This window comes from Pantoea sp. SGAir0175, assembly GCF_043547855.1.
The window spans coordinates 114,985-138,654 of record NZ_CP028081.1; the positions used below are offsets into that span (position 1 = coordinate 114,985).

The following is a 23,670-nucleotide window of genomic DNA, read 5'->3' on the forward strand; positions in this document are numbered from 1 at the left end:
TTTTTGCCTGAAATTCGGCACAGGCAAGAGCCTGAGTTTCATTTCTTCCACTCAAACTCCCTCATTTATTGCTTCAGTGAGTCAGGACCGGATATTTAAGCAGCTGACGAATGTGTGCCTGTTGATCGCTATTCTGCAGCCATACCGCATATAACGGTCGCACTGCGACAGGTGTGTCTGGAATAACCATCAAATCACTGTAAATGCCGTGCCAGAAATCAGGTAAAAAAGCGCAGGCTCCCGTGGTATGCAGCAATTCGCGGGTCACATGTGCTGAAGTGGTAGTTAATACCGGTACGTCATCACTGGAAAGATAACTTTCATGCTGATGGAAATCCGCGCCCCACTCGAGTTTGATGTAATCATATTTTTCACGCTTTTCAGTTTTGCGTGCACGAAAGAGCGCGAGTGAAATATGACCGATCTGCTGACTGGTGAGTTCATCCATTTTTGGCGCTTCGGTGGTGATCAGCAGATCAAGCTGGCGCTCATGTAACTGCTTGACCAGCAAATGGCGCTGAGCAATACGTGCTTCCAGATGCAGGCTCTCCCGGTTCTCGTATAGCGTCTGCAGCCAGGGCGTAAGATACGCTTCCCAGAGCGATGCACTGGCACCGATTGATAGCTCATGGTGCTGCTGGGTATGCGAAACCTCCTTCTTTGCCATCAGCCAGGTACTCATCAGGCTCTCAGCGTAGGGCAATAAGCGCTCGCCTGCTGAAGTCAGCCGGATATTATTGCGGTGACGGGTAAAAAGATTAACGCCCAGCTGATTTTCCAGCTGACGGATGCGAAAACTAACGGCAGATTGCGTGAGGTAAAGCGCTTCAGCAGCACGCCCGAAATGACGCGTTCTGCTCACTTCGAGGAAAGTTTTCAGTAATTCCGTATCCACAGCATTCTCCCAAAAAATGTTTGTCGTACTGATTTAAATGTTTTGTTTTACACTCTGTCAAGCCTATCTAATACTCCGCGCCATAAATAGCACGGCCATATGAGAATCAGGAGCGTGTAAGATGGCGGACAGCTTCGCAACAACTAATCGTTTCTTTGATAACAAACATTACCCTCGTGGTTTTTCGCGTCATGGTGACTTCACCATTAAAGAAGCTCAGCTTCTGGAACGCCACGGATACGCTTTCAACGAACTGGATCTTGCTAAGCGCGATCCGGAGACCGAAGAAGAGCGTCTGTTTATTGAAGTCTGTCGTGGTCTGCGTGAGCCGCAGACTGAGGCTGAACGTGTCTGGTCAAAATACACTGCACGTATCAAGCGTCCGAAACGTTTTCATACCTTGTCCGGCGGTAAACCGCAGATGGACACGGTGGAAGACTTCAGCGATAGCGACGATTAACATGACGGGGCTGATTTCAGCCCCGTTGTCATTCCAGGCTTTTATGCAGGTAAATCAGTAAACGATCGATACTGCGATATCCCACCGCCTCCTGCAGATGCTGACGCGTAACCTGCCGTTCACCCGCTAAATCTGCGATGGTTCTCGCCACCTTTAAGATGCGCTGCCATGCACGCACCGATAATCCCAGTGCATTCAGGATCTCCTCCAGCCATTCCGCGTCCTGCTGCTGTAACACACAATCACGGGCGATCTCCGGATTCGACAGCTGCGCATTCACTTTGCCCGCGCGTGCCATCTGTATCGCCCGGGCGGCCAGTACGCGGGCGCGCACCTGCGCGCTGGTTTCGCTGTGCTGCTGCTTCTGGCTGAGCGAGCCGCCCGGTAGCAGCGGAATCTCCAGCGACAGGTCGAAGCGATCCAGAAACGGGCCAGACAGCCGGCTGAGATAGCGCAGCACCTGCTGCGGCGTGCAGCGATTATGATTCCCCTGATAATGGCCCGTCGGGCTGGGATTCATTGCACCAATCAGCTGAAAGCGCGCAGGGAAAGTGACTTTGGCGCGGGAACGGGAAATGGCGATTTCACCGGACTCAATCGGTTCGCGTAACGCATCCAGCGCTTTGCGCTCAAACTCGGGCAGTTCATCGAGAAACAGCACCCCATTGTGCGCCAGCGAAATTTCGCCCGGCCGCGGCAGGGATCCTCCGCCGACCAGCGCATACAGCGATGCGCTGTGATGAGGCGCTCTGAACGGCCGTCTACGCCACTGATGATGTAGCGTACCGCTGCTGACCAGGCTGGCAATTGCGGCGCACTCCAGCGCTTCCTGGTCATCCAGCGGCGGCATAATGCCGGGCAATCGGGTTGCCAGCATGGTCTTACCGGTGCCGGGCGGGCCCAGCAGCAACAGGTTATGGCCACCGGCGGCGGTAATTTCCAGCGCGCGCCGTCCCTGCTGCTGGCCAATAATATCGCTCAGGTCCTGCTGCTCGTGCGGCACCGTTTCAGGCTGGTAATGGGCGACCGTCAGCGCCGTCTGGTTATGCAGGAAAGCGCAGATCTCCACCAGATGCTTGCCCACCAGCGTTTCGCCCTGTTGTATCAGGCCCACATCCTGTTGATTCTGCTCCGCTAAGACCATCTGACGTCCGGCCTGCAGCGCTGCCATGGCAGCAGGAATCGCGGCCTGAACGCCACACAGCGCGCCGTTTAGCGCCAGCTCACCCAGGAACTCATAATGGGCCAGCTTATCGCCTGGCAGCTGCTCTGAGGCCGCGAGAATGGCGATAGCGATGGGCAGGTCGTAGCGCCCACCCTCCTTAGGTAAATCAGCTGGCGCGAGGTTAATGGTGACGCGCTTCGCCGGAAAGGTGAAACCGCTATTGATAATGGCGCTGCGCACGCGTTCGCGGGCTTCTTTGACGGTGGTTTCCGGCAGACCTACCAGCGTCAATGCTGGCAGACCGTTGCTGATATGCACTTCAATCGTCACCAGTGGAGCCTGCACTCCGAGCGCCGCGCGTGTTAATACTTTCGATAAAGACATAACCGCTCCTTGTTGCCTTTATCCTTGCTGAAAAAAATCCACACGGCGACCGCTGAAACTATCATCCTGAAGCGGTATTCAGGAAAATCGCTGCGCTTTTCATCCTGTTCATTAATTTTCGCAGCCAGATCGCAAAAGCAAAATAACGGTTGCGTCGCGGGCGTAATGAATAATTATCACAAATGCGAATAACCTTTTACTTACAAAGCGATAACGCACGTCAACTGCGCGCGTCATAAAATTTTCCGATGAAAATTATTGTAAATCCCCTGCTAACTATGGTAACTCTGTAGGTATTACTTCGAACTAACGAAAAAACAGACGACACATGAAAGCCCTTCTACAAGTGATTAGCCTAGTCGTGATTAGCGTGGTGGTGATTATTAACCCACCGTGCGGGGCTACGCTTGGAGAAAGAAAGGCTTAAAAATCAAGCCTGGAATTCGAAAAACCCCCGCACCGTAAGGTCCGGGGGTTTTTTTTCGACCAGACGAAATATCAGCGAATCAGCGAGGAACAGATTATGAGCAGTAGCATAAAATTCTGTTGTTCCAGCAGGAATACAGGAGAATAACCATGACAGGTGCACAGTGGGTAGTTCAGGCTTTACGCGCGCAGGGTGTCGACACAGTGTTTGGTTATCCTGGCGGAGCAATCATGCCAGTGTACGATGCGCTCTACGATGGCGGCGTGGAACATCTACTGTGTCGTCATGAACAAGGTGCGGTGATGGCAGCGATCGGTTATGCGCGTGCGACCGGCAAAACCGGGGTTTGCATCGCGACTTCCGGACCGGGCGCCACCAACCTGATCACCGGGCTGGCCGATGCGATGATGGATTCCGTTCCGGTTGTCGCCATCACCGGGCAGGTCTCTTCAGCATTTATCGGTACCGACGCCTTTCAGGAGATCGACGTTCTTGGCCTGTCATTAGCCTGCACTAAACACAGCTTCCTCGTTGAATCGCTGGATGATTTACCCTCGGTGATGGCGGAAGCTTTCGCCATCGCGCAGTCCGGCCGTCCGGGACCAGTGCTGGTCGACATTCCCAAAGATATTCAGATTGCCAGCGGTGACCTGACGCCGCACCTGCTGCCGGTTGAAGAAGCACTGAGCCACTCACCGCAGCACATTGCCGAAGCGCGCGCGCTGATGGCGCAGGCGCAAAAACCGATGCTGTATATCGGCGGCGGTGTCGGCATGGCGCAGGCCGTCCCGGCGCTGCGGGCTATGGCGCAGGAGACCGGCATCCCGATGGTTTCTACCCTGAAAGGACTGGGCAGCGCCGAAGCCAGCAGCGATCTCTATCTCGGTATGCTCGGCATGCATGGCACCAAAGCGGCCAACCTGGCGGTGCAATCCTGTGATTTGCTGATTGCCGTCGGCGCACGCTTCGACGACCGCGTCACCGGTAAGCTGGATACCTTCGCGCCGCACGCCAGCGTCATCCATATTGATATCGATCCGGCGGAATTGAACAAACTGCGTCGCGCTCACGTTTCGCTGCAGGGCGATCTCAACCAGGTGTTGCCGGCGCTGAGCATGCCGCTGCAGATCGACGGCTGGCGTACTGAAGTTAAAGCGATGAACGCGGAGTTCGCGTGGCGTTACGACCATCCCGGCGAGGCGATCTACGCGCCACTGCTGCTGAAGCAGTTGTCAGATCGTAAACCTGACAGCGCGGTGGTAACCACCGACGTTGGCCAGCACCAGATGTGGGCGGCGCAGCACATGCGCTTCAGCGCGCCGGAAAACTTCATCACCTCCAGCGGTCTGGGCACCATGGGCTTTGGGCTGCCGACTGCGGTAGGCGCGCAGGTTGCCCGTCCGGATGACACCGTTATCTGCGTGTCCGGTGACGGCTCAATCATGATGAATATTCAGGAGCTGGGCACCATCAAGCGTAAGCAGCTGCCGGTAAAAATCCTGCTGCTGGATAACCAGCGTCTTGGCATGGTTCGCCAGTGGCAGCAGCTGTTCTTTGATGGTCGCTACAGTGAAACCATCCTCACCGATAACCCCGATTTCCTCACGCTGGCCAGCGCCTTTGATATTCCGGGCCAGCGCATTAGCCGTAAAGATCAGGTCGACGCCGCGATTGATGCTCTGCTGAACAGTGAAGGTCCTTACTTCCTGCATGTTGCGATTGATGAGCATGAAAACGTCTGGCCACTGGTACCGCCGGGTGCCAGCAACGCAAACATGATGGAGAAAACCGTATGAACCAGCATCAATTGTCTATCGAAGCCCGCTTTCGCCCTGAAATATTGGAGCGCATTTTGCGCGTCGTGCGTCACCGTGGCTTCCAGGTCTGCGCGATGAATATGGCGTCCGCCGTCAATGCGGAGAACATTAATATCGAAATGACCGTTGCCAGCCAGCGCTCTGTCGATTTACTGTCTTCGCAGTTAAGCAAACTTATGGATGTCGCCTGTGTCGAGATCCAGCAACAGACAACACAACAAATCCGCGCCTAGTCGCCAAAGGAAATAACAATGAGTACGAAGAAAGCAGACTTTATCTGGTTCAATGGAGAGATGGTTAAGTGGGAAGACGCCAAGGTTAGCGTTATGTCTCACGCACTGCATTACGGCACCTCTGTGTTCGAAGGCGTTCGCTGCTACGACTCACACAAAGGTCCGGTGGTGTTCCGTCACCGTGAACACATGCAGCGTCTGCACGACTCCGCCAAAATTTACCGTTTCCCGATCAAAGCCAGCGTGGATGAGTTGATGGAAGCGTGCCGCGAAGTCATCCGCGTCAATAAACTGAAGAGTGCCTACATTCGTCCGCTGGCCTTTGTCGGCGACGTGGGCCTCGGCGTTAACCCGCCAGACGGCTTCACCACTGATGTGATCATCGCTGCGTTCCCGTGGGGGGCTTACCTGGGCGCCGAAGCGCTGGAGCAGGGCATTAACGCCATGGTTTCTTCCTGGAATCGCGTGGCGCCAAATACCCTGCCAACCGCGGCGAAAGCAGGCGGTAACTATCTCTCTTCTCTGCTGGTTGGCAGCGAAGCGCGCCGCCACGGCTATCAGGAAGGTATCGCGCTGGATACCCAGGGTTATATCTCCGAAGGTGCTGGCGAAAACCTGTTTGAAGTGAAAGACGGCATCCTCTTCACCCCGCCGTTCACCTCTTCAGCGCTGCCGGGCATCACCCGCGACGCCATCATCAAGCTGGCGAAGGATCTCGGTATCGAAGTGCGCGAGCAGGTGCTGTCACGCGAATCGCTGTACCTGGCGGATGAAGTGTTCATGTCCGGTACTGCCGCAGAAATCACGCCGGTACGCAGCGTGGACGGCATCCAGGTGGGTGAGGGCAAACGTGGCCCGGTGACCACCAAAATCCAGCAGGCATTCTTTGGCCTGTTCACCGGCGAAACCGAAGACAAGTACGGCTGGCTGGATCAGGTGAATCCATAACAAGACAGTAACGCGGGTGCAGCAGCGCCCGCGTCATTTTTCAGACTGGAGTAAATAGAGCATGCCTAAGTACCGTTCCGCCACCACCACCCATGGTCGTAACATGGCGGGTGCCCGTGCCCTGTGGCGCGCCACCGGAATGACCGACGACGATTTCGGTAAGCCGATTATCGCCGTGGTTAACTCCTTCACCCAATTCGTACCGGGCCACGTGCACCTGCGCGATCTTGGCAAACTGGTCGCTGAGCAAATCGAAGCCGCGGGTGGTGTAGCCAAAGAGTTCAACACCATCGCGGTGGATGACGGTATCGCCATGGGTCATGGCGGCATGCTGTATTCACTGCCTTCACGCGAGCTGATTGCCGACTCCGTGGAATATATGGTGAACGCCCACTGCGCCGACGCCATGGTGTGTATCTCCAACTGCGACAAAATCACCCCCGGCATGCTGATGGCCTCGCTGCGCCTCAACATTCCGGTGATCTTTGTCTCCGGCGGTCCGATGGAAGCCGGTAAAACCAAGCTGTCAGACAAAATCATCAAGCTGGATCTGGTGGACGCGATGATTCAGGGTGCGAACCCGAACGTCAGCGATGCCGACAGCGAACAGATTGAGCGTTCCGCCTGCCCGACCTGCGGCTCGTGCTCCGGCATGTTCACCGCCAACTCCATGAACTGTCTGACCGAAGCGCTGGGCCTGTCGCAGCCGGGCAACGGCTCGCTGCTGGCAACCCACGCCGATCGTAAAGACCTGTTCATCAACGCCGGCAAGCGCATCGTTAACCTGACCAAACAGTACTACGAGCAGGATGATGCGCGCGTGCTGCCGCGTAACATCGCCAGCAAAGCTGCGTTCGAGAACGCCATGACGCTGGATATCGCCATGGGCGGTTCCACCAATACCGTGCTGCACCTGCTGGCCGCCGCACAGGAAGGCGAGATCGATTTCAACATCTCCGACATCGATCGCCTGTCACGTAAAGTGCCGCACCTGTGCAAAGTGGCGCCGAGCACACAGAAATATCATATGGAAGATGTGCACCGCGCGGGCGGGGTAATCGGTATTCTTGGCGAGCTGGATCGTGCCGGCCTGCTGCACACCGACGTACGCAACGTGCTGGGCCTCAACCTGCGCGAAACCCTCGATCAGTACGACATCATGCTGACCAAAGACGAAGCGGTGAAGAAGATGTTCCGCGCCGGCCCGGCGGGCATCCGTACTACCCAGGCGTTCTCACAGGACTGCCGCTGGGATACGCTGGATGACGATCGTCAGGAAGGCTGTATCCGCACGCGCGAACACGCATTCTCTCAGGATGGCGGTCTGGCAGTGCTGTACGGCAACATGGCGGAAGATGGCTGCATCGTGAAAACCGCCGGCGTCGACAAAGAGATCCTCACCTTTAAAGGTCCGGCAAAAGTGTATGAAAGCCAGGACGATGCGGTGGAAGCGATTCTCGGCGGCAAAGTGGTCGCCGGTGATGTGGTGGTGATCCGCTACGAAGGGCCAAAAGGCGGTCCGGGCATGCAGGAAATGCTCTATCCGACCACTTATCTGAAATCGATGGGGCTCGGCAAAAGCTGTGCGCTGATTACTGACGGACGCTTCTCGGGCGGCACCTCGGGTCTCTCCATTGGCCACGCATCACCGGAAGCAGCGAACGGCGGCACCATCGCGCTGGTTAAAGATGGCGACATCATTGAAATCGATATCCCGAATCGCGGCATTAAGCTGGCGGTACCGGATAACGAACTGCATGCCCGCCGTGAAGAAGAGGAAGCGCGTGGCGAAGCGGCTTATACGCCGCACGGTCGCGTGCGTCAGGTCTCCTTCGCACTGCGTGCTTATGCATCGCTCGCCACCAGCGCTGACAAGGGCGCGGTGCGCGATAAGTCTAAGCTGGGAGGCTAATCTCTGATGGCTGAGTCTCAACCGCTTTCCGCGTCGCCCAATGGCGCGGAGTATCTGCGCGCGGTGCTGCGTGCGCCTGTGTACGAAATTGCCCAGGTGACGCCGCTGCAAAAAATGGAAAAAATTTCGTCGCGTCTTGGCAACACCATTCTGGTGAAGCGCGAAGATCGCCAGCCGGTGCACAGCTTCAAGCTGCGCGGTGCTTACGCCATGATCGCCGGTCTGACGGAAGAGCAGAAAGCGCGCGGCGTGGTTACTGCTTCGGCGGGTAACCACGCGCAGGGCGTGGCGCTCTCGGCCAGCACGCTCGGCATCAGGTCACTGATTGTGATGCCAGTGGCGACGGCGGACATCAAGGTTGATGCAGTGCGCGCGTTTGGCGGTGAGGCTTACCTGTTTGGCGCCAACTTTGACGAGGCAAAAGCCAAAGCGATTGAGCTGGCGGAGCAGCAGGGTTACACCTTCGTGCCGCCGTTTGATCATCCGGCGGTGATTGCCGGACAGGGCACGCTGGCGATGGAGCTGTTGCAGCAGGATGCGCATCTCGATCGTGTGTTTGTGCCGGTAGGCGGCGGCGGCTTAGCGGCGGGTGTGGCGGTACTGATTAAACAGCTGATGCCGCAAATCAAGGTTATCGCGGTCGAGTCGCAGGATTCTGCCTGCCTGAAGGCGGCGCTTGATGCTGGCGAGCCGGTGGATTTGCCGCGCGTCGGGCTGTTTGCCGAAGGCGTGGCGGTCAAGCGTATCGGCAGCGAAACCTTCCGCCTGTGCAAAGAATACCTCGACGACATCATCACCGTAGACAGCGATGCCATCTGCGCAGCGATGAAGGATCTGTTCGAGGATGTGCGAGCGGTGGCGGAGCCTTCCGGCGCGCTGGCGCTGGCGGGCATGAAGAAGTACATCCAGCAGCACGACATCAAAGGCGAGCGGCTGGCGCACGTGCTGTCGGGCGCCAACGTCAACTTCCACGGTCTGCGCTATGTCTCCGAGCGCTGTGAGCTGGGTGAACAGCGTGAAGCGCTGCTGGCGGTCACCATTCCTGAGCAGCAGGGCAGCTTCCTGCGTTTCTGCCAGACGCTGGGCGGCCGTGCGGTAACCGAGTTCAACTACCGTTATGCCGATGCCGACAACGCCTGCATCTTTGTTGGCGTGCGTTTAACGCGCGGCCTTGAGGAGCGCAGCGAGATCATCAGCCAGCTGGCTGAAGGCGGCTATCAGGTGGTGGATTTGTCGGATGATGAGATGGCGAAGCTGCACGTGCGCTACATGGTGGGCGGACGCCCGTCAAAACCGCTGCGTGAACGGCTGTTCAGCTTCGAATTCCCGGAAGCGCCGGGCGCGCTGCTGAAGTTTCTGCAGACGCTGGGTGCGCACTGGAATATTTCGCTGTTCCACTATCGTAGCCACGGCACCGATTTTGGTCGCGTGCTGGCGGCGTTCGAGATCAACGACAAAGAGCCGGATTTCGACACCCACCTCAACGCGCTCGGCTATGAGTGGCACGACGAGGCCAGCAATCCGGCGTTTCGCTTCTTCCTCGCCGGCTAAACTACAGCAGGTGCCAGAAAGCATTGATCAGCGGCTCCCCGAGCCGCTTTTTTTGTACGCATACGCCGAGCTCCAGCGGCGCCACCGACTCGACATTTTCCAGCGTCAGCACGCGATTGCGCACCGGTTCCGGACTGTTTTCCAGCACCACATCCGGCAGCAGCGCGATGCCGCAGCCGAGCGCCACCATCGACACAATCGCCTCATGGCCAGACACCGTGGCGTAAATCTGCGGGTTGGCAATGCGATGGCGGCGAAACCATAAATCAATACCGCGCCGCGCCGGCCCCTGATCCGGCAGGATAAAGGGAATCTGCGACCAGTCCGGCTGTTCCTGCGTCGCCTGGCTGCGCACCGGGCAGGGCAGCGCCGGGGCGATCAGCACCAGCGGGATCAAACCCAGTGGTGTAAAATCGATACTGGCGGGCAGCGACTCCGGCCGGCCGGCGATGGCCAGATCCGCTTCGCCGGACTGCACCATTTCAATGGCATCGGCAGCGTCGCCGGTGGTGAGTTTGATCTCCACCTGCGGATGCTCCGCGCGAAAGCGGTCGAGAATCGGCGGCAGATGGCTGTAGGCGGCGGTTACCGAGCAGAACAGGCGCAGCTCGCCGCTCAGCGACGGACCGTTCAGGTCCATGACATGGCGCAGCTGCTGATACTGCAGCAGGGTCTGCTGAGCGAACTGACGCAGCCGCTCGCCGGCTTCGGTCAGCGTCACGGTGCGGTTGTCGCGCAGGAACAGCGCGTGTCCGACATCCTCTTCCAGCCGCTGGATCTGGCGTGACAATGTCGACGGGCTGACGTGCATGGCGCGCGCGGTGCGGCCAAAGTGGCAGCTTTCCGCCAGGTGAAGAAACAGTTTCAGGTCTCGTAAATCCATGCGCGTTTTGCCCTCAGCGTGATGTTGCAAATTCTGCAATGTGACGTTGTTAATATATCAATTTAAGCAACAGATTTCCTGTCATATGATGGGGTCATTCGCGGCGCTAAATCCGGCGCCGTTACTGAACAAAAGCAAACACAACATCTGAGCGGAGTACCCATGGCTAACTACTTCAACACATTGAATCTGCGCAATCAGTTAGCGCAGTTAGGCAAATGTCGCTTCATGTCGCGCGATGAATTCGCGGATGGCGCTAGCTTCCTGAAAGGTAAGAAAGTGGTCATCGTCGGCTGCGGTGCGCAGGGCCTGAACCAGGGTCTGAACATGCGTGACTCTGGCCTCGATGTGTCTTACGCACTGCGCGCTGAAGCCATCGCTGAGAAGCGTGCGTCGTTCCGTAAAGCCACCGAAAACGGTTTTAAAGTGGGTACTTACGAAGAGCTGATCCCGCAGGCGGATCTGGTGGTTAACCTGACGCCGGACAAGCAGCACTCTGCCGTTGTGCAGGCCGTTCAGCCGCTGATGAAAGACGGTGCCGCGCTGGGTTACTCTCACGGTTTCAACATCGTCGAAGTGGGCGAGACCATCCGTAAAGACATCACCGTGGTGATGGTGGCACCGAAGTGCCCGGGTACCGAAGTGCGTGAAGAGTACAAACGTGGCTTCGGCGTTCCAACGCTGATCGCTGTTCACCCGGAAAACGATCCAAAAGGCGAAGGCATGGCGATTGCCAAAGCCTGGGCTGCAGCCACCGGCGGCGACCGTGCAGGCGTGCTGGAATCGTCTTTCGTGGCAGAAGTCAAATCAGACCTGATGGGCGAGCAGACCATTCTGTGCGGTATGCTGCAGGCCGGTTCACTGCTGTGCTTCGACAAGCTGGTGGCCGAAGGTCACGACGCGGCGTACACCGAGAAACTGATTCAGTTCGGCTGGGAAACCATCACCGAATCGCTGAAGTTTGGCGGCATCACGCTGATGATGGATCGTCTGTCTAATCCGGCAAAAATCCGCGCTTACGCACTGTCTGAGCAGCTGAAAACCATCATGGCCCCGCTGTTCCAGAAGCACATGGATGACATCATCTCGGGTGAATTCTCTTCCGGTATGATGGCTGACTGGGCGAACGACGACAAAAACCTGCTGACCTGGCGTGAAGAGACCGGTAAAACCGCGTTCGAAAATGCCCCGCAGTTCGAAGGCAAAATCGACGAGCAGGAGTACTACGACAAAGGCGTGGTCATGGTCGCGATGGTGAAAGCGGGCGTTGAGCTGGCATTCGAAACCATGGTTGACGCGGGCATCATTGAAGAGTCGGCTTACTATGAATCCCTGCACGAGCTGCCGCTGATTGCCAACACCATCGCCCGTAAGCGTCTGTATGAAATGAACGTGGTAATTTCCGATACCGCAGAATACGGTAACTACCTGTTCTCCTTCGCAGCCGTTCCGCTGCTGAAAGAGTTCATGACCACGCTGCAGCCTGGCGACCTGGGCAAAGCGGTGGAAGGCACGCAGGTGGATAACGCGCAGCTGCGCGACGTGAACGAAGCGATCCGCCAGCATCCAATCGAAGCCGTTGGCCGCAAACTGCGTGGCTATATGACCGACATGAAACGCATCGCCGTCGCGGGTTAAGGCACGCGAGACACAGTTTTCAGCCCAATCAAACCCCGGCTTGCCGGGGTTTTTTTATGTCTTATGTCTGGGGGCAGAAGGGTTTTTCTCACCCTCACCCTGGCCCTCTCCCGCTGGCGGGAGAGGGAACCGTTCGGTGCGGGCTGATGTTTCTGCACTTATCCATCAACACCGCGCGGATACTCCCTCTCCCGTTTACGGGAGAGGGCCAGGGTGAGGGACACACCGCACGATCCCCACACCGCCAATAAAAAACCCGGCCGGAGCCGGGTTCTGTCAACACGCAATCAATCACACCGCTTCATACAGCGTCTGGTGGCGCGTCTCTTTACAGGCAATCAGCGCGATCAGCGTCAGCACCGCCATGGAGGCCAGATAGAAGCCCACCGCCTGCAAGCCGTAGTTCGCATTCAGCCAGGTCGCAATATAAGGCGCCACCGAGGCGCCAAGAATCGACGACAGGTTGTAAGAGAACGACGCGCCGGTATAGCGAACTTCGGTCGGGAACAGTTCTGGCAGCAGCGCGCCCATCGGGCCGAATGTCAGACCCATAATACTCAGGCCGAGCAGCAGGAAGCCCATCACCAGAATCTGCGAGCCGGAGCCGAGCAGCAGCGGGAACATCAGCGCAAAGGCGATAATCATCAGCGTAATGGTGATCATCGTTTTGCGACGGCCAAAACGGTCCGCCAGCAGGCCGGCAATCGGCACCATCACGCCAAAACCGATGACCGCCACCATCAGCATCCACAGGAAGCTGTTACGCGAATAACCGAGACCAACCGGCGCCGGCGCGGTGCCGTAGCTCATCGAATACACCGTCATAATGTAGAACAGCGTGTAGGTCGCCAGCATGATAAACGTGCCGAGGATGGTCGCCGTCATATGCTTGCTCAGCAGCGTACCGATAGGGATCCGCACCTGCTTCTTCTCTTTCTGCACTTTGGCAAACACCGGGCTCTCATGCAGCGATACGCGCACATACAGACCGATAATCACCAGCACCGCAGAGAGCACAAACGGCACGCGCCAGCCCCAGTTCATGAACTGCTCATCGGTCAGCAGCCACGAGAGCAGCAGGAACGTGCCGTTGGCAAAGAAGAAGCCAATCGGTGCACCCAGCTGCGGGAACGAGCCGTACAGCGCACGTTTCTTCGCCGGGGCGTTCTCGGTGGCCAGCAGCGCTGCGCCGCCCCATTCGCCGCCCAGTCCCAGGCCCTGACCAAAACGCGCCAGCGCCAGCAGCAGCGGTGCCGCCACGCCAATGGTCTGATAACCCGGCAGCAGGCCGATCAGTACGGTAGAAACGCCCATGGTCAGCAGCGAGGCAACCAGTGTCGCTTTACGGCCCACGCGGTCGCCAAAGTGACCAAACAGCGCGGAGCCAATAGGGCGCGCAACGAAGGCGATAGCGAAGGTGGCCAGCGACTGTAGCGTGGCAACCGTAGCGTCACCCTGCGGGAAGAAGATATGCGGAAAAACAATTACCGCGGCGGTGGCATAGATATAGAAATCGAAGAATTCGATCGCAGTGCCGACCAGCGAGGCAACTACCACTTTACTGCGTGAGTTAACCGGTGTGCCGTCGTGTGGTTGGTCGGGTGTTTCGGAGATGGAGGCTTGCATAACTGTTTCTTAATTGTAAATGTAAACAAAGAATCTTACGCACCTGTTTTGCCGCATTCAATGACGAAAAACCGCGTCACACCGGGCTTTGGCGGCGAAAAAGAGGATAATTTCTGAGTTACGGCAATCGGCGGCGGATGGGAGGGGGAAGCGCGGCTTTTCTGGCGTGATTCTCTGCAAAAGGGCCAAATAAAAGTGACCCTCCAGCGTTTCCTGCTGGTTTTTGCTGCTTTAGTAGCCAGCAGGAAACATTTTTTGCTGTTGCGGCAAATGTAACTGAATTGTCGCGTTAGGCAGAGTGATGCGGCTGCGACATCTCGGGATCATCCTTGTATTTTGCGGTGGCGATCCACGCGGCGCAGAACAGCGTCAGACGCGCGAAAAAGTAGAAGAAGGCCATCAGCCCCAGCACCGATCCAAAGGCGGCACCGGAGGGCGACGTCGCCAGCTTTGGCAGCGTCAGCGTCATGACAAACTTGATCACCTCAAACCCAATCGCCGCCAGCAGCGTACCGCGCAGCAGCGCTTTTTTGCGTGGCTTGTGGCGCGGCAGAATCCAGAAAATCCACAGGAACAGCAGATAGTTGGCGAAGATGGAGATCGACAGCGCGATGATGGTCATCGCCGGCCGCAGCCACTCGATATCGCCCAGCCCCAGCGCATTCACGATCGCCGCCTGCGCTGCGCCGGCAATCGAGGTCAGCGACAGCGTAATCACCAGCGCCAGCATCAGACCCAGCAGCGAAACCAGGTCGCGCAGATACTTCTTCCACCACTTTTCCTGGTCATCGGGCGTGCGTTCCCATACGTCACGCGACTGGGCGCGTACCGCTTCGCGCAGGTTACCCATCCAGTTAATGCCGGAGTAGAGCGCCAGCAGCAAACCGGTCAGGCCGACAGTCGCGCGCTGCTGAATCGCGGTATTGACGGTATTTTTCAGCGTGGTCGCCAGCGTCGGGTCGCTGATGCTGTTAACGATTTTGTTGATCAACTCAGAAAGCAGATCCTGATTGGACGCCAGCACAAAGCCGACCGCCGCAAAGGAGACCATCAAAATCGGTATCAGCGAAAGAAATGAAAAATAGGTGATCGCCGCACCAAACTGGCTGCCGAGGCGATCGTTAAAGCGCTCCAGCGCGCGCAAAAAGTGCGCCACTGCCGGGATCGCCTGAAACCAGGCGGCAAAGCGTGAGACGCGCCGGATTGAGCCATCCACCGTTTTGTTCCCGGTTTTGATATCAATCAGCGGCTTAGCTTCAGCCGCTGAGGCTTTTGTGGTTTTGTCCGTCATAGACCTTCTGCATCCTGTTCACAGCGAAAATAAAATTATAGCTTGCCCGTTCAGGTCACGTATTCCTGCAGCACCTGACTCAGCCACTCCATAAACACCCGCACGCGGCGCGCCACGTTGCGACGGTGAGGATAGAGCAGGGAAATCGGCATCGGTTTGGCCGGGAAGTGGTGCAGCACTTCGACCAGCTGGCCGGATTCCAGCAGCGGCTGCACGCCAATCGCCGGTACCTGAATAATGCCCAGCCCGGCGATACAGGCGGCGCGATAGGTTTCGGTGCTGTTTACCGTCACCACGCCGCCGGTCTGCACGTAATGGCACTGTTTGCCATCAAAGTACTCAAAGCCCGGCGAGGGCTGCCCCAGCTGTTGGGTATAGTGCACCATGGCGTGCTGGCCGAGATCGTCCAGCCGCACCGGCATGCCGAAGCGGGAAAGGTAGCCAGGGCTGGCGCAGTTGATCAAGGCGTGCGAGCCAATTTTTCGCGCAATCAGGCCGGAATCTTTCAGTTCGCCAACGCGTAACACGCAGTCAAAGCCCTCGCGAATCACATCAACCTGGCGATCGCTGCTGCTCAGCTCAATCTCCACGCCCGGATAGTGCTGCAAAAACTCCGGCAGGCGCGGCAGGATAAAACCGGTCGCCATCGCCACCGACATATCGACGCGCAGCTTGCCGCTCAGCGTGGCAGGATCGTGCTGGAACAGGCTGTCCATATCATCCAGCATCGACAGCAAATCCAGGCAGCGATCGTAATACACCAGGCCATCCTGGGTGAGATGCACGCGGCGCGTGGTACGGTGCAGCAGGCGTGTGCCCATCTGGTTTTCCAGCGCCTGCAGCTGGCGGGAAACGCTGCCCTTGGGTAAACCCAGACTCTCAGCCGCGCGGGTAAAACTGCCCATTTCTGCCACCCGCACAAACACCTGCATAGCGTGAATTTTATCCATGTTGTTCACCGATTGTTGTTGTTAGTGAAACAGTGCTGTGTATTCCCCTGCGTTTATAGATCAATTATTCGCGAATATCCTTAATCCGTGTTCAATTTTCCAACCGGAGCGAAACATGTCTCATAAAATTGCATTGATTACCGGCGGTAACCGCGGTCTGGGCAAGAATGGCGCGCTAAAACTGGCGGCTAAGGGCGTCGATATTCTGTTTACCTGGCGCGGTCATGCTGAAGAAGCGCAGGCGGTCGTGAAGGAGATTGAGGCGCTGGGCGCGCGTGCGGTGGCGCTGCAGCTGGATGTGGGCGACAGTAAACAGTTCGATGACTTTGCGGCGCGGGTCAAAGCAACGCTGAACGAAACCTGGCAGCGCGACAGCTTTGATTATTTAGTGAACAACGCTGGCCATGGTCATTACAAGCTGCTGGCCGAAACCAGTGAAGAGGAGTTTGATGCGCTGGTGAATGTGCATTTTAAAGGGCCGTATTTCCTGACGCAGAAACTGCTGCCGCTGATCGCCGATGGTGGACGCATCCTGAACATTTCCAGCGGTCTGACGCGCATGACGCTGCCGGGTTCAGGTACTTACGCCGCCATGAAAGGGGCGATGGAAGTGCTGACGCGCTATCAGGCGAAAGAGCTGGGCGAGCGCCGCATTCGCGTCAACATTCTGGCGCCGGGGGCGATTGAAACCGACTTTGGCGGGGGTCGCGTGCGCGACACCAAAGATCTGAACGCGCATATCGCTTCAGTGACCGCGCTGGGCCGCGTTGGTCTGCCGGATGATATCGGTGATGCCATCAGCGCGATCCTGAGCGATGAAACCGGCTGGATTACCGCCCAGCGTATCGAGGCCTCCGGCGGTCAGGCACTGTAAAAACATCGCGCTGCGACCGAATCGTGTTAACCAACGGAGCAGCGCCCGTTTTACACCTCAATCGTGCCATCAATCAGGGTGAGGGTTTGTCCGCCGATCCAGATTGTCTCACCGGCAAAACGCACCACAATGCGACCGGCACGCTGGATGGCGCTGCCCTGACGCGCGCAGTAATCCTGCCGCTGGCCCTGCGCCGCAAGATAGCGTGCCAGACAGGCGTTGGCGCTGCCGGTGACCGGATCTTCGACCAGGCTACCGTTCTCGACCAGCAGCGCGCGCACCTCGTACTGCGCCTCTGCGTCCTGCGGCAGCGGGCCAAACAGGGCGATGCCGTTCACACCCGCATGCTGCTGCAGCCGCAGTAAATCGTCCGCCTGGGTGACCACCTCCAGCACCGCCTGCGCGCTGCTCATCGGAACTAACAGCCAGCGAATCCCCATATCCGCCACGGCTGGCGTCTGGCTGAGGTCGAACGCGTCACTGTGCAGTGCGCTGCTCATCAGCGCATCGCTGAACGGCGTCAGGCTGGCGTGCGGTGCGGCAAAGGCCAGCGTACCGTCAGCGCCAATCTGCACCTCAACCAGGCCCACGCCGCACTCCTGCACAATCTTACCCGCTGTTTTCAGGGGCCAGCCGGCTTCCAGCAAGGCATGCGCGGTGCCAAGCGTGGGGTGTCCGGCAAACGGCAGCTCGCCGCCGGGCGTAAAAATGCGCACACGATAGTCGGCTGTGGCATCCTGTGGTGGCAGCACGAAGGTGGTTTCCGACAGATTGGTCCAGCGTGCGATGGCCGCCAGCTGTGCGTCGCTCAGACCCTGGGCATCCATGATCACCGCCAGCGGATTGCCGCTGAACGCACCTGTGGAGAACACATCCACTTGTTTAAACGCCACCTGCATGTTCGCTCCTTTCCTCATTGAGGTTGTCTGAAATCCGGATTTACATCCTGCTGATTGCTTAAGGCGTCTAACAGGACTATGAATAGATTAACAATTCTGCCAGCGGAGTCCGCTATGTTAAAAATTCTGGGCCGTAACTCGTCAATCAACGTTCGTAAAGTGCTGTGGCTCTGTTCAGAGCTGGATATTGCCTGGGAGCACGAGCCGTGGGGTGAAGACCCGCAGTCGTTGCACTCACCGCAGTTTATGGCGCTCAATCCCAACGCCATGGTGCCAGTAATCATCGAAGATGACTTCGTGATGTGGGAGTCCAACGCGATTCTGCGCTACCTCGCCAACAGCAACGGCGGTGAATGGCTCTACCCGGATAATCCGCGCGCGCGTGCGCCGGTCGATCAGTGGATGGACTGGCAGGCCACCGAGCTCAACACCTCATGGCGCTATGCTTTTATGTCGCTGGTGCGCAATTCGCCAGCCCATCAGGATCCGCGCCTGCTGGCTGCCGCCATCAAAGGCTGGAGCCACACCATGGGTATTCTTAATCAGCAGCTGGAAAAAACCGGGCGCTACGTCGCGGGCCGAAACTTTACCCTGGCCGATATTCCGGTTGGCCTGGCGGTGAACCGCTGGTTTGAAACCCCGCTCGACCATCCGGACTTTCCTGCCGTGCAAACCTATTATGAGCGCCTGACGGAACGCGAGGGTTACACCACCTGGGGCCGCAACGGTAAGCCCTGATCCTGACCCGGCGCGATACCGGTGATTTCACAGGCCAGCGCGCCGGTGCGTTTCAGTGCCCAGGTGTAACGCTCATCAAACGGATAGCAGCAGGAGAGACGCAGCGCATGGCGATAGCGATCGCTCAGTGAATAGAGCGCGCCCGGCGTGACGCAAATTTGCTCCTGCAACAGGCGATGAAACATCTCCACCGTGTCAACCTTACCCGGCAGCTCGACCCAAAACACAAAGCCGCCGCGCGGCAGGGTAGCGCGCGTGCCCTGCGGGAAATGACGGGCAATGATGCCGCGCGCCGCATCCAGATTAGCGGCATAGCGACGCCGCAGCGAACGCAGATGGTGATCATAACCGCCGCTGGCGAGGAATTCGGCCAGCGTTTCGCTCAGCAGTTTTGATTCGGTCATCGACGATACCGCTTTCAGCCGCGCAATCGCCGGGTGGAAGCGGCCGGCAGCCGTCCAGCCCACGCGAAAATCGGGCGCGACGGTTTTGGTAAAACTCGTGCAGTAAATCACCCAGCCGTCGCGGTCAAAGGCTTTGACCGGCGGCGACAGCGGCCAGTCAAACTGCAATTCGTCATACAGCCCATCCTCCAGCAGCGGAACGTGGTAAGTGTTCACTAACTTCGCGAGACGCTTTTTATTTTCCAGCGGCATCACGTAGCCCAGCGGATTCTGCGCGCCCGGCATGGCGATCAGCGCCTGAATGCGCTGCTCCTGTAGCAGCATCTCCAGCGCATCCAGCGACAGGCCGTTTTGCGGATCGGTGGGGATTTCCAGCGCCTTCAGCCCGAGTGAGGCCAGCAGCGGGAACAAAAAGAAGTAGGTCGGCGATTCAAGCCCGACGCAGTCGCCCGGCTTCGTCACCGCACGCAGCGCCAGCTGCAGCGCTTCCATGCAGCCGTGGGTCAGGGTGATGTCCGCGACAGTCAGATTCAGGCCGGTGTGCAGGCTACGGCGCGCAATCTCCTCCCGTAAGCGCTCACTACCCGGCGGAAGCGCGTAGCGACCAATGATGTCGTTATCGCGGCGAATAAGGGAGGCGGTAATGCGTCCCAGTTTCGCCGCCGGAAACAGTTCGCTATCCTGCGGGCAGGCCAGCGAAATATTGGTGTAGTCGGGGTGATTCTGCGCGGCGAACACCTGCTCGATCAGTTCCAGTTTTTGCGTGCTGGGGTCATTAACGCTGGCGCTCATCGGCCTGAGCGGTCGCGTTACCGCGGGCAGCACGCCACGCACGTAGTAGCCCGACTGCGGACGGGCTTCTATCAGGCCGCGATCTTCAAGGATATGCCAGGCACTTAGCACGGTATTGATGCTGACCTGGTGCGACTGTGCCACGCGCCGGATGGCCGGCAGGCGCTTACCCGGCTTCAGCGTGCCCTGATGGATAGATTCGGCAAAACTGTCCGCCAGCTGCTGGTACAGCGTCTGGCCGGATGAGAGAGGAAGGGACACAAAAGCCTCCGCGCGCGATAGGTACAATTTAAAATTGCCTTAACTGTATCCATCACAATAGTGATTTTGTGTCTCTGTTGCCATCGTAATTTGCGCATTAGCATGGTGCTTCGTTGATTCTCAGGGAAACGCACCATGCTCGATCCATCCTTCTTTAGCTACGTTACGGTGATGTCGATTACACCGGGTCCGAACAATCTGTTACTGGCCACGTCCGGCGTCAATTTTGGCTTCCGGCGCACGCTGCCGATGCTGTTTGGCATCCTGCTCGGCTGTGCGTTACAGATGCTGCTGGCGAGCGTGGCGCTGGAGCTGCTATTGCACTGGATGGCGTCGGTGCGGTTGCCGCTGACGGTGGTGGGATGCAGCTATCTGCTGTGGCTGTCGTGGAAAATCTTCCGCGCCGGTGCGCCGCAGCTGCGCGAACGTCCGCGTCCGATGACCCTGCTGGGCGGCGTGTGTTTCCAGGCGGTGAATCCCAAAGCCTGGCTAATGGTCACCAACGTGGCGCTGATGTACGCCAACAGCAACGGTGTGCTGGCGGTGCTGCTCGGCTTCGCCGCCCTCAACCTGCCGTGCATTTTAATCTGGGCAGCGCTGGGCGACCGGCTGCGCCATCACCTGCAGATTGCGTGGAAACGTCAGGCATTCAACACGCTAATGGCGCTGTCGCTGGTGGCGACCACCGGGTGGATGCTGTATGACGCGCTGCTATTGGGCTGATGCCACGGCGTTGGATGGCGCGGTAAGCAGGGGCACAATATGGGGGGCTGGTCAGTTAACGAAGCCGTACGACGCACCCTGATGTAGCGGCGCGATTTATCGCGCAATGTGCAATGTATTGTGCCGCTAACAAACGTGCGCTTCCTGGTGAATAAATTCCAGGCTGGAACCGTCAGGGATTGCGTCATCCAAAGGGCGACACTGTAATCAAAAAAGAGGCCGCGATTGCGGCCCCAGTCAGGTCTGTATTTACCGGTGAAGGGACAGGCGTCGCCGCTTACTTGCCCACCACATGGGCGGTTTCACGGCCTTCGTCGTTGGCAGCTTCCGGCGTGATGACCGGTGCGTAATCCAGCTGCAGCACGCGACTGGTTTCGGCCAGCACCTTCTCGGTCAGCGCTACGTCGCCGTTCAGCTTGCGGCCCCACGACGGGATTACCGCGCGGATTTTGGTTTGCCACTCTGGCGAGCGCATTTGCTCCGGGAACACTTTCGCCATCAGCTCCAGCATAATCGGTGCTGCGGTGGAGGCGCCCGGTGACGCGCCCAGCAGCGCAGAGATCGAGCCGTCGGCCGAGGTGACCACTTCGGTACCGAGACGCAGCACGCCGCCCTCTTTCTCATCATTTTTGATGATTTGCACGCGCTGACCGGCCGTGACCAGCTTCCAGTCTTCCTGTTTTGCCTGCGGTACATAAGCGCGCAGCGCTTCCATACGATCGTCATCGCTCTGCAGCACCTGATCGACCAGATATTTCACCAGATCGAAGCTTTTCAGCCCAACCTGCATCATCGGCAGCAGGTTACTGCTGTTCATCGCGCCGAACATATCCAGTAGCGAGCCCTGCTTGAGGAATTTTGTGGAGAAGGTCGCAAACGGGCCAAACAGCAGCACCTGCTTGCCATCCAGCACGCGGGTATCAACATGCGGTACCGACATCGGCGGTGCGCCCACGCTGGCTTTGCCATACACCTTCGCCATGTGCTGCGCCACCACGTCCGGGTTTTCCGTGACGAGGAACGAGCCGCCCACCGGGAAACCAGCGTAGCCTTTTACTTCCGGGATGCCGGTTTTTTGCAGCAGCGGCAGCGCGGCACCGCCGGCACCGATAAACAGCTGGCGCGCGGTCAGCACACGCGGCTCACCGCTGGCGAGGTTGTGCAGGCTTACCTGCCAGCGCCCATCGCTCAGGCGCTTGATGTCGCGTACTTCCTGACGCAGACGCAGGCGGAAATTCTCTTTCTTCTCCAGCGCAGCAATCAGCTGGCGCGTCACCTCACCGAAGTTAACGTCGGTGCCCATGTCGGTCCAGGTGGCCGCCACTTTCTGCTTGCGGTCGCGCCCGTTCATCACCAGCGGAATCCACTCAGCGATCTGGTCACGATCTTCGGAATAGTTCATGCCGCGGAACAGGGTGCTTTTCTGCAGCGCCTGGAAGCGCTTGCGCAGGAAAGCCACGTTGGCCTCGCCCCAGACAAAACTCATGTGCGGCGTGCTGTGAATAAAGCTTTGTGGATTACTCAGGTTGCCTTTCTGTACGTGATACGCCCAGAACTGGCGGGAAATCTGGAAGGATTCGTTAATCGCCACCGCTTTGGCAATGTCGATGCTGCCATCCGCTCTTTCGGGCGTATAGTTCAGCTCGGCCAGCGCCGCGTGGCCGGTGCCGGCATTGTTCCAGCCGTTAGAGGATTCGACCGCGACATCATCCAGCCGCTCGACCATCTCAATCGACCAGTCTGGCTCGAGATCCTGCAGCCAGGTGCCTAAGGTAGCACTCATCACGCCTGCGCCGATCAGCAGGACATCTACGTCTTTTCGTTCCTGAAGGTGTGTGCTTTCCATGCCAGCGGCGGCTAGCGCCAGATTTACCGCAGTGTTGCTCATGAGGCGACATCTCCTCTCTGTTGCCCTGAAGCTCAACAGGTTCGCAGGCGAAACAGCCACGCTTTTTGCAAGCGCGTTGCGCTATTTCTCAAAGGTTAAGACTCAGGTTTAAGCCATAGGTGTGATAACGGTTAACTGCACGTTATGCATATGCATTCGAATATAACATTCTCGTATCGGAATTAAACGTTTGTTTATTTTTTAAATGCAGAAATGATTCAGCATAAGAATTAATCAGCCCGACGGCGCTGTCATAAGGGATTTTTATCCCCTAATCAGGCAGTTATAGTAACGTAGTTGTTGCGGCAGTGTGAGGGAAATGGAGAGGGGTGATTTCACACGGTGAGCTGGATCACAAATTAACGCATTGAAAACGATAGGTTTTAGCGAAATTGATTTTTTATGCGGATTTTATGTTGCCTGATGTTTCGCCAGATCGTGTAAAAATAATGTTACATTTGTGTGACTTTTAATTTGGGCACGGTGTCGGGCGCCCGTCAGAAGAAAAATGCATCACGCGCACCGCTCAGCGCAGCTGGAACCAGCGGCGCCAGACGAAGCGGATAATGAAAAACTCAACGGTACCCAGCAGCAAAAACCAGACGCAGAACACTATGGTGTACAGCTGATTCACATCCTGCAGATGCAGAGCCTGCTGCAGCTGTTTTGCCAGCGCCACGCCAAACGAAGGGGCGGGCAGCAGTAGCGCCGAAAGAAAGCCCAGCAGCAGAATGCCGCCCGGGATGATCAGCGTTTCAAATGGGTTTTTCATCGCATCATTCCAAATCAGTTAGCGCGGGCATTAGCGCATAAAACCGCGGCGCGGTGCAATCCCCGCCGCAGCGTGCGCTAAGAAATTTCTTCTATTCCATCCACTTAGCTACAGAAATAGCGGCAGTTAAGAGTTATAG

General features: G+C 57.6%; 21 protein-coding genes and 1 pseudogene. 11 read left to right on the plus strand and 11 right to left on the minus strand.

The features are described from left to right. Positions 1–73: 73 nt before the first annotated feature. Positions 74–895 carry an HTH-type transcriptional regulator HdfR gene (hdfR, locus tag C1N56_RS00540; protein WP_031279770.1) on the minus strand — a complete coding sequence of 274 codons (822 nt, stop codon included), beginning with the start codon at positions 893–895 and terminating at the stop codon, positions 74–76. 121 nt (positions 896–1,016) lie between these two features. Between hdfR and C1N56_RS00545 the strand changes: the two genes are divergently transcribed. Next, on the plus strand, positions 1,017–1,355 hold the full coding sequence (locus C1N56_RS00545) for a DUF413 domain-containing protein (protein ID WP_021507919.1): 339 nt from the start codon (positions 1,017–1,019) through the stop codon (positions 1,353–1,355). Positions 1,356–1,383: 28 nt separating this feature from the next. Here the strand turns inward: C1N56_RS00545 and C1N56_RS00550 are convergent, their stop codons facing one another. After that, positions 1,384–2,904 (minus strand): YifB family Mg chelatase-like AAA ATPase, encoded by a 1,521-nt coding sequence (locus tag C1N56_RS00550; protein WP_058780245.1) that lies wholly within the window; start codon positions 2,902–2,904, stop codon positions 1,384–1,386. A 328-nt stretch (positions 2,905–3,232) separates the two neighbouring features. Here C1N56_RS00550 and ilvL point away from each other — a divergent pair, with 328 nt between their 5' ends. From ilvL to ilvA, 6 genes are all read left to right on the plus strand, one after another. After that, positions 3,233–3,331 (plus strand): ilv operon leader peptide, encoded by a 99-nt coding sequence (gene ilvL, locus C1N56_RS00555; RefSeq protein ID WP_071813600.1) that lies wholly within the window; start codon positions 3,233–3,235, stop codon positions 3,329–3,331. A 149-nt stretch (positions 3,332–3,480) separates the two neighbouring features. After that, entirely contained in the window at positions 3,481–5,127 is a 1,647-nt protein-coding gene (gene ilvG / locus C1N56_RS00560; RefSeq protein ID WP_394517002.1) for an acetolactate synthase 2 catalytic subunit, read from the plus strand. Further along, positions 5,124–5,381, plus strand: coding sequence for an acetolactate synthase 2 small subunit (gene ilvM, locus C1N56_RS00565; RefSeq protein ID WP_008106624.1), 258 nt, complete (start codon positions 5,124–5,126; stop codon positions 5,379–5,381). The genes ilvG and ilvM overlap by 4 nt, the downstream gene beginning before the upstream one ends. An 18-nt stretch (positions 5,382–5,399) precedes the next feature. Next, entirely contained in the window at positions 5,400–6,329 is a 930-nt protein-coding gene (locus C1N56_RS00570; protein WP_021507916.1) for a branched-chain amino acid transaminase, read from the plus strand. Positions 6,330–6,390: 61 nt separating this feature from the next. Further along, positions 6,391–8,241: a dihydroxy-acid dehydratase gene (ilvD, locus tag C1N56_RS00575; protein ID WP_021507915.1), complete on the plus strand. Its 1,851-nt coding sequence runs from the start codon at positions 6,391–6,393 to the stop codon at positions 8,239–8,241. A gap of 6 nt (positions 8,242–8,247) precedes the next feature. Further along, positions 8,248–9,792: a threonine ammonia-lyase, biosynthetic gene (ilvA, locus tag C1N56_RS00580; RefSeq protein ID WP_058775138.1), complete on the plus strand. Its 1,545-nt coding sequence runs from the start codon at positions 8,248–8,250 to the stop codon at positions 9,790–9,792. 1 nt (position 9,793) lies between these two features. Here the strand turns inward: ilvA and ilvY are convergent, their stop codons facing one another. Continuing rightward, on the minus strand, positions 9,794–10,675 hold the full coding sequence (ilvY, locus tag C1N56_RS00585) for an HTH-type transcriptional activator IlvY (protein ID WP_021507913.1): 882 nt from the start codon (positions 10,673–10,675) through the stop codon (positions 9,794–9,796). A gap of 162 nt (positions 10,676–10,837) precedes the next feature. On the opposite strand from ilvY, the gene ilvC reads away from it, so the two are divergent. Further along, positions 10,838–12,313 carry a ketol-acid reductoisomerase gene (gene ilvC, locus C1N56_RS00590; RefSeq protein WP_021507912.1) on the plus strand — a complete coding sequence of 492 codons (1,476 nt, stop codon included), beginning with the start codon at positions 10,838–10,840 and terminating at the stop codon, positions 12,311–12,313. Positions 12,314–12,604: 291 nt separating this feature from the next. Here ilvC and C1N56_RS00595 read toward each other — a convergent pair whose 3' ends face one another. The 3 genes from C1N56_RS00595 to C1N56_RS00605 all read right to left on the minus strand — a co-directional run bounded on the left by C1N56_RS00595 (position 12,605) and on the right by C1N56_RS00605 (position 16,180). Then, positions 12,605–13,939, minus strand: coding sequence for an MFS transporter (locus C1N56_RS00595; protein WP_021507911.1), 1,335 nt, complete (start codon positions 13,937–13,939; stop codon positions 12,605–12,607). 289 nt (positions 13,940–14,228) lie between these two features. Beyond that, positions 14,229–15,230: an inner membrane protein YhjD gene (gene yhjD / locus C1N56_RS00600; RefSeq protein WP_058759376.1), complete on the minus strand. Its 1,002-nt coding sequence runs from the start codon at positions 15,228–15,230 to the stop codon at positions 14,229–14,231. Positions 15,231–15,280: 50 nt separating this feature from the next. After that, entirely contained in the window at positions 15,281–16,180 is a 900-nt protein-coding gene (locus tag C1N56_RS00605; protein WP_031279769.1) for a LysR family transcriptional regulator, read from the minus strand. Between the two features lie 115 nt (positions 16,181–16,295). On the opposite strand from C1N56_RS00605, the gene C1N56_RS00610 reads away from it, so the two are divergent. Then, positions 16,296–17,054, plus strand: a complete 759-nt coding sequence (locus C1N56_RS00610) for an SDR family NAD(P)-dependent oxidoreductase (RefSeq protein ID WP_021507908.1) — start codon at positions 16,296–16,298, stop codon at positions 17,052–17,054. 50 nt (positions 17,055–17,104) lie between these two features. On the opposite strand, the gene C1N56_RS00615 is transcribed toward C1N56_RS00610, so the two are convergent. Further along, the gene (locus C1N56_RS00615) at positions 17,105–17,953 is read right to left on the minus strand and encodes a PhzF family phenazine biosynthesis protein (RefSeq protein WP_058770906.1); all 849 of its coding nucleotides are present in this window, start codon (positions 17,951–17,953) and stop codon (positions 17,105–17,107) included. Positions 17,954–18,067: 114 nt separating this feature from the next. On the opposite strand from C1N56_RS00615, the gene C1N56_RS00620 reads away from it, so the two are divergent. Continuing rightward, positions 18,068–18,691, plus strand: a complete 624-nt coding sequence (locus C1N56_RS00620; protein WP_021507906.1) for a glutathione S-transferase family protein — start codon at positions 18,068–18,070, stop codon at positions 18,689–18,691. Here the strand turns inward: C1N56_RS00620 and C1N56_RS00625 are convergent. Further along, a complete protein-coding gene (locus C1N56_RS00625) occupies positions 18,658–20,148 on the minus strand; it encodes an aminotransferase-like domain-containing protein (RefSeq protein WP_058775178.1) in 1,491 nt (496 codons plus the stop codon). The two genes, C1N56_RS00620 and C1N56_RS00625, sit on opposite strands and share 34 nt — an antisense overlap. A gap of 135 nt (positions 20,149–20,283) precedes the next feature. Between C1N56_RS00625 and C1N56_RS00630 the strand changes: the two genes are divergently transcribed. Next, entirely contained in the window at positions 20,284–20,871 is a 588-nt protein-coding gene (locus C1N56_RS00630) for a LysE family translocator (RefSeq protein WP_059011339.1), read from the plus strand. 277 nt (positions 20,872–21,148) lie between these two features. On the opposite strand, the gene mqo is transcribed toward C1N56_RS00630, so the two are convergent. The 3 genes and pseudogenes from mqo to C1N56_RS00645 form a co-directional block, all read right to left on the minus strand. Continuing rightward, positions 21,149–22,759, minus strand: coding sequence for a malate dehydrogenase (quinone) (gene mqo, locus C1N56_RS00635; protein ID WP_141496784.1), 1,611 nt, complete (start codon positions 22,757–22,759; stop codon positions 21,149–21,151). A gap of 526 nt (positions 22,760–23,285) precedes the next feature. Beyond that, positions 23,286–23,531 carry a DUF1158 domain-containing protein gene (locus tag C1N56_RS00640; RefSeq protein WP_132466520.1) on the minus strand — a complete coding sequence of 82 codons (246 nt, stop codon included), beginning with the start codon at positions 23,529–23,531 and terminating at the stop codon, positions 23,286–23,288. Between the two features lie 30 nt (positions 23,532–23,561). Beyond that, a pseudogene (locus C1N56_RS00645) lies at positions 23,562–23,612 on the minus strand (hypothetical protein); the annotation flags it as partial. Positions 23,613–23,670 lie beyond the last annotated feature (58 nt).

Excerpts from the sequence above, each read along its gene's own strand:
- C1N56_RS00545 (WP_021507919.1), top strand. The coding sequence starts at position 1,017 with ATGGCGGACAGCTTCGCAACAACTAATCGTTTCTTTGATAACAAACAT.
- C1N56_RS00550 (WP_058780245.1), bottom strand. The coding sequence starts at position 2,904 with ATGTCTTTATCGAAAGTATTAACACGCGCGGCGCTCGGAGTGCAGGCT.
- ilvL (WP_071813600.1), top strand. The coding sequence starts at position 3,233 with ATGAAAGCCCTTCTACAAGTGATTAGCCTAGTCGTGATTAGCGTGGTG.
- ilvG (WP_394517002.1), top strand. The coding sequence starts at position 3,481 with ATGACAGGTGCACAGTGGGTAGTTCAGGCTTTACGCGCGCAGGGTGTC.
- ilvM (WP_008106624.1), top strand. The coding sequence starts at position 5,124 with ATGAACCAGCATCAATTGTCTATCGAAGCCCGCTTTCGCCCTGAAATA.
- C1N56_RS00570 (WP_021507916.1), top strand. The coding sequence starts at position 5,400 with ATGAGTACGAAGAAAGCAGACTTTATCTGGTTCAATGGAGAGATGGTT.
- ilvD (WP_021507915.1), top strand. The coding sequence starts at position 6,391 with ATGCCTAAGTACCGTTCCGCCACCACCACCCATGGTCGTAACATGGCG.
- ilvA (WP_058775138.1), top strand. The coding sequence starts at position 8,248 with ATGGCTGAGTCTCAACCGCTTTCCGCGTCGCCCAATGGCGCGGAGTAT.
- ilvY (WP_021507913.1), bottom strand. The coding sequence starts at position 10,675 with ATGGATTTACGAGACCTGAAACTGTTTCTTCACCTGGCGGAAAGCTGC.
- ilvC (WP_021507912.1), top strand. The coding sequence starts at position 10,838 with ATGGCTAACTACTTCAACACATTGAATCTGCGCAATCAGTTAGCGCAG.
- C1N56_RS00595 (WP_021507911.1), bottom strand. The coding sequence starts at position 13,939 with ATGCAAGCCTCCATCTCCGAAACACCCGACCAACCACACGACGGCACA.
- yhjD (WP_058759376.1), bottom strand. The coding sequence starts at position 15,230 with ATGACGGACAAAACCACAAAAGCCTCAGCGGCTGAAGCTAAGCCGCTG.
- C1N56_RS00605 (WP_031279769.1), bottom strand. The coding sequence starts at position 16,180 with ATGGATAAAATTCACGCTATGCAGGTGTTTGTGCGGGTGGCAGAAATG.
- C1N56_RS00610 (WP_021507908.1), top strand. The coding sequence starts at position 16,296 with ATGTCTCATAAAATTGCATTGATTACCGGCGGTAACCGCGGTCTGGGC.
- C1N56_RS00615 (WP_058770906.1), bottom strand. The coding sequence starts at position 17,953 with ATGCAGGTGGCGTTTAAACAAGTGGATGTGTTCTCCACAGGTGCGTTC.
- C1N56_RS00620 (WP_021507906.1), top strand. The coding sequence starts at position 18,068 with ATGTTAAAAATTCTGGGCCGTAACTCGTCAATCAACGTTCGTAAAGTG.
- C1N56_RS00630 (WP_059011339.1), top strand. The coding sequence starts at position 20,284 with ATGCTCGATCCATCCTTCTTTAGCTACGTTACGGTGATGTCGATTACA.
- mqo (WP_141496784.1), bottom strand. The coding sequence starts at position 22,759 with ATGAGCAACACTGCGGTAAATCTGGCGCTAGCCGCCGCTGGCATGGAA.
- C1N56_RS00640 (WP_132466520.1), bottom strand. The coding sequence starts at position 23,531 with ATGAAAAACCCATTTGAAACGCTGATCATCCCGGGCGGCATTCTGCTG.